Origin of the sequence: Halalkalibaculum sp. DA384, from assembly GCF_043951955.1 — a bacterium.
Lineage (GTDB): Bacteria > Bacteroidota > Rhodothermia > Balneolales > Balneolaceae > JAMQKA01.
Map to the genome: position 1 here is coordinate 1 of NZ_JBINJE010000005.1, position 13609 is coordinate 13609.

General features: G+C 50.4%; 9 protein-coding genes. 3 read left to right on the forward strand and 6 right to left on the reverse strand.

Annotated elements, in window-relative coordinates:
* Positions 1-190: 190 nt before the first annotated feature.
* Complete coding sequence (locus ACG2E4_RS04440) at positions 191-1015, reverse strand: class I SAM-dependent methyltransferase (protein WP_395275811.1); 825 nt, start codon at positions 1013-1015, stop codon at positions 191-193.
* A gap of 20 nt (positions 1016-1035) precedes the next feature.
* Complete coding sequence (locus tag ACG2E4_RS04445; RefSeq protein ID WP_395275812.1) at positions 1036-1989, reverse strand: glycosyltransferase family 2 protein; 954 nt, start codon at positions 1987-1989, stop codon at positions 1036-1038.
* An 82-nt stretch (positions 1990-2071) separates the two neighbouring features.
* Here ACG2E4_RS04445 and ACG2E4_RS04450 point away from each other — a divergent pair, with 82 nt between their 5' ends.
* From ACG2E4_RS04450 to ACG2E4_RS04460, 3 genes are all read left to right on the forward strand, one after another.
* Positions 2072-2398: a MerR family transcriptional regulator gene (locus ACG2E4_RS04450; protein ID WP_395258270.1), complete on the forward strand. Its 327-nt coding sequence runs from the start codon at positions 2072-2074 to the stop codon at positions 2396-2398.
* A gap of 104 nt (positions 2399-2502) precedes the next feature.
* Positions 2503-3390 carry an MBL fold metallo-hydrolase gene (locus ACG2E4_RS04455; protein ID WP_395275813.1) on the forward strand — a complete coding sequence of 296 codons (888 nt, stop codon included), beginning with the start codon at positions 2503-2505 and terminating at the stop codon, positions 3388-3390.
* Between the two features lie 608 nt (positions 3391-3998).
* Positions 3999-7382 carry a DUF4175 family protein gene (locus tag ACG2E4_RS04460; protein ID WP_395275814.1) on the forward strand — a complete coding sequence of 1128 codons (3384 nt, stop codon included), beginning with the start codon at positions 3999-4001 and terminating at the stop codon, positions 7380-7382.
* Positions 7383-7684: 302 nt separating this feature from the next.
* Here the strand turns inward: ACG2E4_RS04460 and ACG2E4_RS04465 are convergent, their stop codons facing one another.
* From ACG2E4_RS04465 to ACG2E4_RS04480, 4 genes are all read right to left on the reverse strand, one after another.
* Positions 7685-8995 carry a glycerate kinase gene (locus ACG2E4_RS04465; RefSeq protein WP_395258275.1) on the reverse strand — a complete coding sequence of 437 codons (1311 nt, stop codon included), beginning with the start codon at positions 8993-8995 and terminating at the stop codon, positions 7685-7687.
* A gap of 143 nt (positions 8996-9138) precedes the next feature.
* Entirely contained in the window at positions 9139-9963 is an 825-nt protein-coding gene (locus ACG2E4_RS04470) for a glycosyltransferase family 2 protein (protein ID WP_395275909.1), read from the reverse strand.
* A 256-nt stretch (positions 9964-10219) separates the two neighbouring features.
* Positions 10220-11485, reverse strand: coding sequence for a glycosyltransferase family 4 protein (locus ACG2E4_RS04475; RefSeq protein WP_395275815.1), 1266 nt, complete (start codon positions 11483-11485; stop codon positions 10220-10222).
* A gap of 693 nt (positions 11486-12178) precedes the next feature.
* Positions 12179-13504, reverse strand: a complete 1326-nt coding sequence (locus ACG2E4_RS04480; RefSeq protein WP_395258279.1) for a nucleotide sugar dehydrogenase — start codon at positions 13502-13504, stop codon at positions 12179-12181.
* Between the last annotated feature and the right edge of the window lie 105 nt (positions 13505-13609).

The following is a 13609-nucleotide window of genomic DNA, read 5'->3' on the forward strand; positions in this document are numbered from 1 at the left end:
TTCACCGAGAAAAAGCCCAGCTTGAAGCAAACTTATGTCGATACCGGACAATTGTTGCTATTTTAGCAACCCTTATGTCGAACTCACGTTATTTAGATTCTACATTCATAATTCCCAACCCGGTGATTTTTCGATGCTCTTTCATATGGTTATCCTGACCTCACATTACATTAGAACCGGAATCGAGATGTCAGGGTTTGCGTGCCAGCGCATAGATACCGGTGCCCCACTCGTTTTCCCGAGCCAGATCCAGCCGCATAAGGATGAGCGCGATCGGCAGAACCGGCAGGTAATAGAGCGCAAGCAGCGGCAAGGCCAGCAGGCTTATCTTGTTAAGCAGAATCATCGGATATTTGATAATCAGCATCCATGCAAAGTGGCCGGGAGGCCCATAGGTGTAGCTGACATCCACCGGCTCCAGTCCTGCTCGTTTAATTTTGGCGACGATATCCTCTTTTGAATAGCCTGCACGGGCGTGTTCTCCCACAAAGGTATCTTCTTCACCGGCGTCACTCTCCGAGTAGTGGGAAGGGGAATGCATCAGAAAATAGCCGCCGGACTGAAGGGCTTTTGCCAGGTTTCGAATTGCTTTTTCATCCTCCTCGATATGCTCGAGTACATCAATACAGATCGTAAAATCAAATTCATCCCGGTAGCTGATCTCCAGCAGATCCTGCTTTTTAAATTGAATTTTTTGCCGGGCGATATCCTCCCCGAAGTAGTTACGGCAATCCGCCAGGTAGTCTTCCTTAACATCAATGCCCTCTACCCGGATATTACTGAACTCCTTTAACAGGAACCGATCGTACTGGCCAAACCCGGTGCCGGCATCCAGCATGTGCCATTCCGACTGCTCGTCCAGCGGCCGGGCACGCCTTCTGATGACGCGACGAATATACCAGCTTCGCAGAAAGAAAAGGTCCAGCAACTTGTAGAAAAGGGTCCGAAGAATCGGGAAACGGCGGATAACAGCCGCAAAGCGATCTTTAACCGGGTCATAGGCGATCTTGCTCATAGATATAAAATGAGGTGCTGTTAAATCTTGTCTTTGATATTGGGTTTTTTGGGCTCACCCTTGTTTCGGTTTATCAGTTCGCCCAGGAAGCCAATGGAAAAGAACTGCGCTCCCAACACCATCAGCATCACTCCCAAAAGCAACATCGGTCGACCCGACAGGTGCGTCCCGAAGAACAGCTTCATCACTGCCAGGTACGCATTGATAAGCCCGCCTACCACCAGGAAGAAAAAGCCGAGCGTACCAAAAAAATGCATCGGCCGCTGCAGGTAGCTGTTGATGAACACCAGCGTCAACAGGTCCAGGAACCCGTGCATGAAGCGGGAGATCCCGAATTTGGTCTCGCCGTACTTGCGCGGATGATGCTGCACGACCTTCTCCCCAATGCGGTTATACCCTTCCCACCTGGCAAGTAGCGGGATGTACCGGTGTAGTTCGCCATAGAGGTAGATATTTTCGATCACTTCGCGCTTGTAGGCTTTCAGTCCACAGTTAAAATCGTGCAGATCGATGCCCGTTACCCACGAGGTGACTTTATTAAAAAATTTGGACGGGATGGTCTTGGAAAGGGGATCGTGGCGCTCCTTCTTCCATCCACTGACCAGGTCATATCCCCCGGCAAGCATCTCGATCATGGCGGGGATCTCTGCGGGATCGTCCTGCAGGTCAGCGTCCATCGTTACGATATAGCGCCCCTCCGCACGCTCAAATCCACTTTGCAGGGCTGAACTTTTGCCGTAGTTCCGCTGAAACCGGATGCCGTGGGTTTGTTCGTGTTGAGCACTCAACCGTTGAATCTCCTGCCAGGAACCGTCGGAGGAGCCATCATCCACAAAAATAATTTCGTGTCGGTAGGTACCGCTAAGTTCTGTTGTAATCCGCTCGTGCAGCTCGGCCAGCGATTCGTCCTCGTTGTAGACCGGAACAACTACGCTAATTTCGAGCTTTGTGTTGTTGGAATCTTGTTCAGCCAAAATGCTTGAATATTAGCCTGTAAAAAGTTAGATATAACCTAGTTATTAATTTACAAGCGGTAAAGATACATTTTTGGGTCCTATGAAAAAACTATATTACTCCATCGGGGAAGTCAGTGAAATAACATCGGTGGATCAGCATGTACTGCGCTATTGGGAGACGGTATTCAACGACCTGAGTCCCCAGAAGAACAAAGCGGGCAACAGGATCTACAAAGAGGATGATATCGACCTGGTAATCAAGATCAAGGAGCTGGTCCAGGAAAAAAAATACAGCACGGAAGGGGCGCAGCAAGTGCTGGAGCAGGAAAAAAACGGGAACCAGGAGGAGGTGGAACTGCCCGTTGAAGTGAAGCGGGACCTCAAGGAGATACGCCTGTTTCTGAAGAAAATTCTCAAGGACCTGTAGCGGGCGATTGATGAAATGCTGTTTTCGATCGTTAGCACACGCCTGTTTCGTGCAAGCTCTCACCCGTTCACCAATTCCTAATTCCAAATTCTTACGCCACTATCATGGAGATCGATTTATCACAGGTTACGACAGGACCGTTCACCCTGTACACCATAGAAACCGGCCGCTTTCGGCTTGACGGGGGGGCCATGTTCGGCGTGGTTCCCAAAACTCTTTGGGCCCGACAGGTCGAGGCAGATGACAAAAACCGCATCCCCATGGCGATGCGAAGTCTCCTGGTTCACTCCGAACAGACCGGAAAGCTCTATTTGATCGACAACGGCATCGGCACCAAGTTTGATGAAAAATATGAAGCGATCTACCAGGTAGACCACCAGCACAGCAATCTGTTGGGCTCCCTCTCCCACCACGGGTTTGCCCCCCGTGACATTACCGATATTATCTTCACGCACCTCCACTTCGACCATTGCGGGGGAACAACCTTCTATGATGAGCAGGGAGTCCTGCAGCACACCTTCCCCCGTGCGCGGTATCACGTTACAACGTCACACTGGGAGACCGCCAGGCATCCCAATGCCCGGGAAAAGGCCTCTTTTTTTGACGACAATATCAAGCCGATTCAGGAGTCGGGGCGACTGACACTGGTTGAGGACGGGCACATCTACGAGGAAGGACTTTCCTCGCTGGTCGTAAACGGCCACACGCTGGGCCAACAGCTGCCGGTCATTAAGGCGAACCAGCAGACCGTTGTCTTTGCAGCGGACCTCCTGCCGACGGCCTCGCACGTTCCGCTCCCGTGGATTATGGGATACGACATGCGCCCGCTTCGCACCCTCGAAGAGAAGGAGGATATCCTGAACAGGGCCGCAGCAGAAGGGTGGTTCTTCTTTATGGAGCATGACAGCCGCAATGAAGTGATTCAGGTTGATAAAAAGAATGAAAAGTTTACTGCCCGCACCGGGCTCACTCTGGATGACCTGGCAGACTGAATAACGTTGTGGCTTTGAAGTGCTCAACAGTATGAAAAAGACCAGAGTCATGTCAACCATAACCATTCGGGGTTACGGGATACTGTAACACAGATGACACTGATACTGCAGATTAACCACAGGATAGTTGATTCAACAGCACCATAAAATAATCTAGCCGTGTAGATCAGCCTGCTCGGTGGTATCCGCGTTCTGCCGGTAGCGGCCGAACTCCAGGGCATGACACGACACCGGAGCCACGTGCACCAAACAAAATATCGGTACCAGAAGATGCCCCAGTTTCCGGAAGTTGTCCATCCCCAGACTTTTCCTTTTTTCCAATGCCGTCGCAAATAGAAAGAAATGAATAGCAGGGATCTCTCGTTGTTACATTCATGGAGGAGTTTTACCGGACGATTGTTTGCCCGATACGGGGTATGTACGTTTATTCAACATCCCAGCTACGGGGTGTCGGTCGGCGACTTCAACCAAAAACGGGCACTGAGCATCGTCAAAATCGTGGTTTTGCAAAGCTCTCTCCCTATACGCAGATAAATAGTTGTTTTTTATGCAAACAGATGATAACCTTTTGGACTGTGACAAAATGAAGGGGCATAATACAGGCTGATATGAAGGAACCAATTGACCAGAAAGCAGACCGGCTTGTTCGGCGCATTGAGCGACGATATCACCGCTTGCGCCGGCAGGGAATCGCAGGACGGCTTCTGCTGCCGTTGTCCATCTTTTTCGCGGGCATCGCACTCTTTACCTGGGTGGAGCAGCAGCTCTATTTTTCGTCCACCATCAAGATGGCCGTCGGCGGTGGATTGCTTGCAACCGGCGGCGCGATCCTCTGGTGGCAACTAAAAAAAGCCTCATCCCCTTCCCTATATGAGTTTTATGCCAGGTTGTCCGACGACATTGATACCCCTGCGCTCAAACATGCGCTCGACCTTTCACTGAAGAGCCGCGACCGCCACCTGAAGCTGTACCGTTCCGCTCTCAAAAAGAACCTGGAATCGATCTCCTGGAATGAAATTCACGACAGGGTTGACCGGAAGTTGAAACAGCTGCCGACAACCCGCTTTTTTCACCGGGCGGTCGGGGCAGTGACATTTTCGCTGCTGCTGCTGATTCTTTCTGCATTTGTCAATACCGAGGCCTTTCTCCGCACGGCACGGTTCTGGAATGATTTTCAGAAACCCAATCCCTATACTTTTACCGTAACGCCCGGAGATACAACCATAGAGCAGGGAGGCACCTTTCAGCCCGCCGTCACCTTTGAGGGCCCCGTCCCCGAGGAGCTGCTGCTCGGTATCAAAACCGATGTCGAGAACAAGTTTCGGTACCGTCCCCTGCAGGAAACAGCGGAAGGCACTTACACCGCTGAATCGATCCGGTTGAATGCCGACGCCTCCTATTTTGTAAAAATGGCCGAGTTCAGCAGCGGCCAGTATGAGGTGGATGTACAGCTCCGCCCCCGATTTGAGTCGCTCTCCGTCGAGATTTTTCCACCCGGTTACACGAAACTGGATTCAACGACCTATACCTATCCCTTCTCGCAGGTTAAAGCCTACCAGGGTTCCGAAATTAGGATACGGGGCATAGCCAACAAGCCGCTCCGGAAGCTCCAAATGATCGCCTCGGTTAGTGAGGATACGCTGCAGCCCGACCAGTCCGTTGCTGAATCATACCTGTTCCGGCGGTCGGTCAGCTCCACTGATACGCTTCAGTTTACCATGAGCGACTCTTCCGGGCTGAGCAACAACAACGACTTTGCATTTGCTGTTGAGGCGGCCCGGGATGAGCCTCCATTCGTTGAGCTGGCTGAACCGGCTGAAAATGTGCAGATGAGTGCTCCCGCCCCGCTGGGTATCATATACCGCATCAGCGATGATTTCGGGATATCTTCCACCACCCTGCACTACGAGATTCAGCGTGCGTTTACCCAGCAGCCGGAAACCGGTTCCACGGGGCTGGATACCGCACCTATGAACAGCGATCTTGCCTATGAGTGGGATGTCCCGGAGCTGAACCCCAAACCGCGCGATGTCATTACGTTCTGGATAGAGGTGACCGACAACGACAACTATAACGGGTCTAAAAGCTCGCGATCCCGCAAGCTTACCATCACTCTTCCCTCCCTCGTTGAAAATATCGAGGATATCGACCGGCAGGAGTCCGATGTACAGCAGAACCTGGAGGATGTATCCCGGTCGTTCGAGGAAATGCAGGAAGAATACCAGCGCTTCAAACAGAACCTGAAACAAAATCCCGAAACCAACTATGAGCAAAAACAGATGCTCCAGGAGGTTCAGGACAAGCAGGAAGAGATCGACAAAAAGGTTGAAGAGCTGAACAGGAAGTTCGAGGAGATTCGCAACGAGATCAACAAAAATGATCTTGTATCTGAGGAGACCCGCCGGGCATACCAGGAGCTGCAGAACCTGATGGAGGAGATTGACGATCCCGAACTCCGGAAGGCGCTGGAGGAGCTGCAGCAGTCGCTGGGCCAGATGGACCAGCAGGAGTTGCGGAAGGCGCTGGAAAATTACGAATTCAACGAGGAGGTATACAAGGAGCGTATCAACCGGACGATTGAGCTTTTCAAGACCCTGAAGATGAACAGCGACCTTGAAAAGATGGCAAAAGCACTCGAAAACCTGGCACAAAAGGAGGAGGAAGTTGCCAACAGCGAATCCTCCCCTTCCGAAAAAGCGGACCAGCAGGAAGCGATTCAGGATGACACGGAGAACATTTCGGAACAGATAGAGAATCTGGATCAAAATGCGCCCGAAAAATCGCAACAACGGATCAACGAGTTGCAGCAGCAGAGCCGGCAGGAGCTTGACGACCTTAAAAAGCAGCTGCAGGAAAATATTGACCAGCTCAGGGAGCAAAGCCGGCAAAATGACCAGCAAAATCAACAAAAACAGCAGCAGGAACAGCGCCGGCAACAGCAGCAGATCCAACAGCAGTTTCAGCAGCTCTCTCAAAAAATGAGAGAGGCCAAGCAGCAACTCAACCAGCAGCGGATGCAGGTCAATATGGAAGCGCTCCAAAATATATTGTACAATCTCGTGAACCTTTCCGAGGAACAGGAAACCCTTACCCAGAACACCGAACGCCTTGCCAACCGCAGCCAGGCGTTTGTCGAAAAGGCCCGCACCCAGCAGAATATAAGCCAGCAATTTACTCAAGTATCTGATTCATTGTTTGCCGTTTCTGCACAGATTCCGGGATTCTCGAACCAGATCATCACCAAAAAGAAAGAGGTGCAACAGAGCTTGCAGCGATCGGTGGAACAGCTTTCGGAACGAAACAAGTCGCAGTCTACCTACGCCGAGCGACAGGCATTTGGCGGTATTAATGAGCTCTCCTCAATGGTCGCCTCCCTGATGGACCAGCTGCAAAACCAGCAGCAGAACGGTATGGGCGGGGGAATGAGTATGCAACAGTTCATGCAGCAGCTGCAGAATATGTCCGGCAGCCAGCAACAGCTGAACCAGCAGATCCAGAACCTGATTAACGACATCCAGGGCGACCGCCTCACGCGCGACCAGATCGACCGGCTTAACCAGCTTGCGAAGCAGCAGAATCGCATCCGCAAGCAACTGCAGGAACTGCAGCAAAGTGGGGAACTGGAGGCCGGTGACAAAATGCTCAGCGAACTGCAGCGGATGGCCGATGAAATGGAAAACACGATCAATGACCTCCGCGGTGGACAGGCAGACAGTGAACTGGTCAAACGGCAGGAGAATATCCTGTCCCGCATGCTCAACGCCGAAAAGGCGATGCAGGAGCGAGGCAAAAAGGATGAACGCGAAGGGACAGAGGCTGAAGACCCGCCGCGATCGGTGCCACCGGACATGACCCTGGAGGAGCTTCAAAAGAAAATGCGCAACCTGCTGAACGATCCCAGCCAGACCCGATTTTCAGAAGATTACCAACGTCTGATAGAGCAGTATTTCGAGCTCCTGAAACAGCTCGAGGATGAGGGTGTTTCGAGTTGATATTATCTCCCGCTGTTCTTCCTTTTCCGGATATCCCTCAGCCCAGGTTTCTCACGAGCATTCTGGGGATCCTTTAATAATGGCATGATTGCTCTTTTTCCCGGAAAAGCGATGTTCTTTTTTACATAAACAAAAACGAACCCAAAGATTACCGGTCATTGCATTGGTTAAAGGTTGCAGGTTAAAAGTTGAAGGTTGTAGGTTTTAGGTCTGTCAGCCTGTAACCTGCAACTTTTAACCTGCAACCTTTCAACCTGTAACTTTTAACTAACCCCGCCTCTGCTTCGCTTTACAACACATGCTTAATCCACCAGCACAATCTGTATATCCATCAGGTTGTTGCCGGTGGGACCAGTTTTGAGGAGTGTTCCCATCGCTTCATGAAAATGGTAGGCGTCATTATTTTTCAGGTGCTCATATGGGTCTATCCCTTTCTCCTGAGCCTCTGCAACCGTTGATCCCGTCACGACAGCACCAGCCGCATCCGTGGGACCGTCAATACCGTCGGTTCCGGCACTCAGCCATGTAATATTTTCATAACCCGCAATCTCCAGGGCGCCTCTCAGGGCCAGTTCCTGGTTGCGTCCTCCTTTCCCATCACCTGTTACCTCGACGGTGCTCTCCCCATAAAAGATAAAGGCGACCGGCAGCGGGGCTGGCACCTGCTGCTCCTTTACCGAAATAACCTTGTCAGCGATATCGCGGGCCACTTTAGCCACATCTTTGTTATAGGCCTGTGGTGCCACCCAGCAGTCATATCCCGCCTCCTCCATCAGTTCACACGCCTTTTGTGCCAGTTTCTGTGCCGAACCCACGATAATGGAGATATGGTTGTCCACCGGATCTTCTCCCGGCTTTACTGTTTCAGGAACAATGCCCTCTATCCCCTCCTCAATATGTTTTCGGGCCGCCCCGGGCAGCTTCTCCCAGAGCTTGTACTCCAGCAGAATATGGTACGCATCCTGGAAAGTAGAGGTATCCGGTGTTGTAGGGCCGCTCCCGATCACCTGCATATCATCATTGGGGACATCAGAAATTACGAGATCCAGCAGTGTAACAGCGGGATCTACATGGCGCAGAAGTTGTCCCCCTTTTACCCGGGAGATATGCTTTCGGACCGTATTTATTTCGTGGATGTTGGCTCCACAGTTGTTCAGCTGTTCATATATCTGGTTCAGTTCGTCGACCGTAATATCGCCCGCGGGCTGACAAACCAGCGACGAGGTTCCCCCGGAAATAGCGTACAGCAACAAGCTGTTTTCCGGTACACGCTCCATGAATGAAGTAATCTTCTCTGCGGCACTGATACTGGTGGAGTCCGGCACCGGGTGAGCAGCCTGGTGAAATTGAATGCTCTCCTTTTCTTCAGCCGGATCGTAGGGGCTTACGGCCAGCGCCCCGGCCACCCGGTCGCCAATTTCCTCGCAGAGGGTGCGAACCATCTCCCATGCCGCCTTTCCGCTGCCCACCACGTAAATTCCGTCGAATCCGTCCAGCTCTATTTCAACTTCTCCGGATCGGATCTTGTTTTCCCCGACAATCTGTCTCAAAACAGTTGATGGTTTTTGCGCGTCAAGCGATCGGCGAAAAATTTGTTCGGCCAGTGTATTCATTTCCTGTCATTCCAGTTTTACAGTTCAGTTAAGAGAATAATTATAGCTGTTCTGGGAATTGATTTCTAACCTGAATTACTGTCAATAGCGCTTTGCAAAACCGTTGTTCACCCAACTTCTTCATCTTCGCGCATTCGAAATTCTTAATTCTTGTAGATGGAGAAAAACTCGTATCCCATTTTCCCGACCTCCACCAAACTCCCCCATGCCAGCCCCATAATCCTCCTACATCCACTCGTGTGCTTATCGATCACTTTCCATTTATAGTAGATAGTTCGCAGCCGATTTCTCAACCTGTTTGTGTATCCCCGCTCGTACCGGCGGTACAAATAAACCGGCTTGTCAATAATTTCAACCGTATTCGCCTCCCGCAGCAGACGGATGGCGTAGTCTTTATCCTGCGCGCGTAAAAGGTTTTCATCATAGAATCCCACCCTCTCCATCAATGCCTTTGACACCAGCATGCTGTTTTGATGAAACGGCGATTTGATGTTAAAAAGCAGTTCCTTAATCAGCCTTTCCCTGTTCTTATTGGGTGTAAGAGATCGATAACCGAGTATCCTGTGGCCGTCAAAGGTTGAGAAACCTCCAAGAACCAGTTCGGCCCCGGTTTCTGTGGCCCGCTCGTAACGCGTCCGCAAGCTGTGAACCGGCAGCTTGTCGTCGGCGTCCAGTATGGTGATAAAATCTCCGCGCGCCCTGGAAAGGGCCCGGTTAATTGCCACACTTTTGCCCTGATGCCTGATTTTGAGATAGTGAAACTTTGACCTGCGGTCATTGTCCAGGCGCGCCCTGATCTGTCTAATCGTGGAAAAGATGTTATCGGTAGAGCCGTCATCTGCGATCATCAGCTCAACGTCGCTGAAACTGTTGGCAAGGACACTTTCTACCGCTTCAGCCAGCAGCGCGGCCATATTGTAGGTGGGAATAATGACAGTTATCCGTGCGATATCGGGCCGTTTTCTTATGCATGGTTACCTATCAGATAAGAAACGACCGGGTTTATTGCAAGAGGGCTTTGGAAACCTATTATCCTCGTTCTGTGGGAGTTGTAAGCCTATTTAAAGGTCAATAAAGTCGGTGGTACAACCACCTCCAACAAAATAGCAGGTTCTGGAAAGGTCTCTTTAAATGAATCCCAAGTCATTCGCCGGGCGACAACACCATTCATTCGACGAGTAATTCAAAGATATCTGCCACAATATTGTGACAGAGGGCCGGTACTTACACATTTGCAACCTTGTCGTAATCGTATTCCCGCTCCTGCTTCCTGCGATTCTTGTCGCGGCCGATATCAATTTCTTTGGGATCCACCTCAAAGAGTTCATCACCCTGCACATTGACTTTTTTCCCTATCGTCTTCTCCGTAATACCGTATTTCCGTTCAATGACATTGATATACCGGGCCGACGGCATCTGGATACCGACAAGCTTGAGCAGTTTTCGTTTGAATCCCTTGGTTGGGAACAGCATGACAGCCATCAGCAGTATACCCGCAAATATTATATTCACATCGTTACCTGCCATGAGCATCGCCACCCCGATAATCGCAATATTCAGTCCATAGATAATAAGCGAAGAGGTCATGTGAGAAAATCCCGCGTCGATCAGCTGGTGATGCACGTGCAGCCGGTCGGCGGAAAAGGGAGAACGACCTTTGATGAGACGAATCATGAATACACGGAGCGTATCATAGAGCGGAACGATCAATACCGCCAGTATTAGTACGGGAACTTCATTTTTAAACGGTACTGCAACCTCCGCCGTAATGCCAAAATCGACAAAACGCACCGCCAGGAATGCCAGCAGGTAACCTACGATCTGGGATCCTGTATCGCCCATAAAAATTGATGCCGGCTCCATATTGTACCACAAAAACCCGAGTAGTGAACCCATCAGCGTAAATGCCAGAACAGCTTCCGGATAGAGACCGACCGACCAGAACCAGGCCCCGAAAAACAGCGACACAATCGTCCCCACGCCGCCCGCCAGTCCATCAATACCGTCGATGAGATTATAAGCATTGACCACCACCACCATTGTAAAAAATGTCAGCAGCACACCGGCCCATAACGGGATCGCCTCCTGACCGAATACCCCACCCAAATTGGTGATCGCGAGACCTCCTCCCAGGATCGGGGCAGTAATAGCCAGAACCTGGAGCCCCAATTTCTTTAAAGGTGCAATGACCATGATGTCATCCTTTATCCCGGAAAAAAACAGGAGAATAAGGCCGGCCAGGACAAAAGGAACCCATTGAGCCGTTGCGTATCCACTTAGCAGAAAGGCAACAGACACCCCGCTGAAAATGGCAATTCCGCCAAGATTGGGGGTTTTGTCGGTATGGAGTTTACGTGCTTCTTCGGGATCGTCAAAAAGATGCTTGGTATGCGATACATCAATAATAACCGGAATGACCAGGTAAGTTATGACAAACGCACCTATACACGTCCCCAGCGGTAATGCACTCTGAATTAATATTTCAAACATAACTGTATTTATTTACGCCTGTATAGCCAACTAGTGCACTCCTGCACGCTCAATTTCTGAGTCGAAGAATACAATTTTACCCCCAGAAGGTAAATCATATAAATAAATATTAAAATTTTTTAATTGCTAATATATGTACTCTTGTTATTGCCATATGTTCCGGAAAAACTGGCGATGGGTCATTTTTTTTATCTGCAAGTGGCCTATGCAGATCCTGATGCTTATTTGGAGAGTGATTGTACCACCGGCCTTATATAGCACATAAAGCGAGAAGGCAACTCCTCCAAGCGGAAATTCGAATGTTTTCAGAGGGCTTTGAAAACCAGGAGTGTTGGTCAAGATCAATCCCTGGGCGGATTCGAAACCGCAGTTTATATCTCATAAATGAATATTTCGAATCCGCGAAAATGACGATATTGGCCAAAACAACAGTTTTGCAAAGACCTCTTGCAGATATTTTTAACACTAATCAGAAAGGCTTTTGAAGAGACGTAAAACCCCCGCCGTTTTGACCATTTTTGGTGTTTTTGCGCAGCTAAAATCCTTGTTTACGAGGTATAAAACCGGGGGTTTACATGCGCTCGGGAGTTGGGCCAGGACCAGTCTACCTGTTTTCAAGCTTCCTCTAAACTGAATATCCCTGCACCGGAAATGCAGGGTTTTAAACCCCGTTCCGGGACCAATAAAATCCCGTTACGCCTGCCAGACATGAATATCTGACTTGGCCAATCCACTCATCGCATTCCTGGAATCTACGATGCAGTCATTCCAGTCGCTTAGTTCCTTGTAGTCTATTGAAGAGTGATTTGTGGAGATTACAACGGCATCAAATGAGCCGACGGTTTCCCTGTTCCAGTTGATACTTTGCGTTCCGGTCCATTCCTCATGTTCACGGGTGGGTTTGATCTCCGGGATGTGAGGATCGTAGTAGGATACATCGGCCCCGTACCCGGCCAGCAGATCCATGATTTTAAAGGTGGGCGACTCCCGCATGTCATCCACATCCGGTTTGTACGCGAGTCCCACGACCAGCACCCGACTGCCGTTCAGGGCTTTTTTATGGGCATTCAGCGCCTTTAGTGTTTGGTCCACCACGTAGCGCGGCATCGAGGTATTGATCTCTCCGGCCAGTTCAATAAACCGCGTATTCTGTTCCTGCTCCCGTGCTTTCCAGGTCAGGTAAAACGGGTCGATAGGGATACAGTGGCCGCCGAGCCCCGGACCCGGCACAAACTTCATAAAACCGAACGGCTTGGTTGCCGCGGCATCCAGCACTTCATGCACATCAATGCCCATCTTGTGGTACACAACCTTCAATTCATTAACCAAGGCAATATTGACCGCCCGAAACACATTTTCCGTGATTTTGACAGCTTCAGCGGTTTTGGTGTCGGAAACAGGAACGGTCTCTACAATAGCCGTATCGTACAGGGCCATGGCCAGCTTCAGGGCCTCCTCTCCATGTCCGCCCACCACCTTGGGTATTTTGGAGGTATTAAAGTCGGGATTGCCGGGATCCTCCCGCTCGGGACTGTAAGCCACGTAAAAATCTTCTCCGGCGGTCAATCCTGATTTCGACTCCAGCAGCGGAATAATCAGGTCCTCGGTAGTTCCCGGATAGGTCGTAGATTCAAGGACTACCAGCTGTCCCTCCCGCAGGTGTTCCCCCACGGTCATGCACGTCCGCTCCACATATTCCATATCGGGCTCACGGTGTTCATCCAGCGGGGTGGGAACGCAAAGAAGAACCGCATCAGCTTCTGTGAGCCGCTCAAAATCAGCCGTGGCATCGCAACGCTCACTCTCGGCCAGTACCTGCATCATCTCCTGCCCCAGGTGCTTGATATAGGGGGTGCCCTCTTTTATGCAATCGATTTTCTCCTGGTCGATGTCAAAACCGAGTACCGGCATCTCATTTTTGTGGAATGTCCACATCAGGGGCAGCCCTACATAACCGAGTCCCACGATTCCGACCGTATAATTCCGTTGGCTAATTTTGTTAAGCAGCTCTTGAAGCATCTGATCTGTTATTAAGTTATCAATAATTATCGATGGCGAATATAGGGATTAAGAATCACATTTTGCACTCCTGTTTCTTTTGCGACATTTTGCAAAAAAGCTTTG

Excerpts from the sequence above, each read along its gene's own strand:
- ACG2E4_RS04440 (WP_395275811.1), bottom strand. The coding sequence starts at position 1,015 with ATGAGCAAGATCGCCTATGACCCGGTTAAAGATCGCTTTGCGGCTGTT.
- ACG2E4_RS04450 (WP_395258270.1), top strand. The coding sequence starts at position 2,072 with ATGAAAAAACTATATTACTCCATCGGGGAAGTCAGTGAAATAACATCG.
- ACG2E4_RS04455 (WP_395275813.1), top strand. The coding sequence starts at position 2,503 with ATGGAGATCGATTTATCACAGGTTACGACAGGACCGTTCACCCTGTAC.
- ACG2E4_RS04460 (WP_395275814.1), top strand. The coding sequence starts at position 3,999 with ATGAAGGAACCAATTGACCAGAAAGCAGACCGGCTTGTTCGGCGCATT.
- ACG2E4_RS04465 (WP_395258275.1), bottom strand. The coding sequence starts at position 8,995 with ATGAATACACTGGCCGAACAAATTTTTCGCCGATCGCTTGACGCGCAA.
- ACG2E4_RS04475 (WP_395275815.1), bottom strand. The coding sequence starts at position 11,485 with ATGTTTGAAATATTAATTCAGAGTGCATTACCGCTGGGGACGTGTATA.
- ACG2E4_RS04480 (WP_395258279.1), bottom strand. The coding sequence starts at position 13,504 with ATGCTTCAAGAGCTGCTTAACAAAATTAGCCAACGGAATTATACGGTC.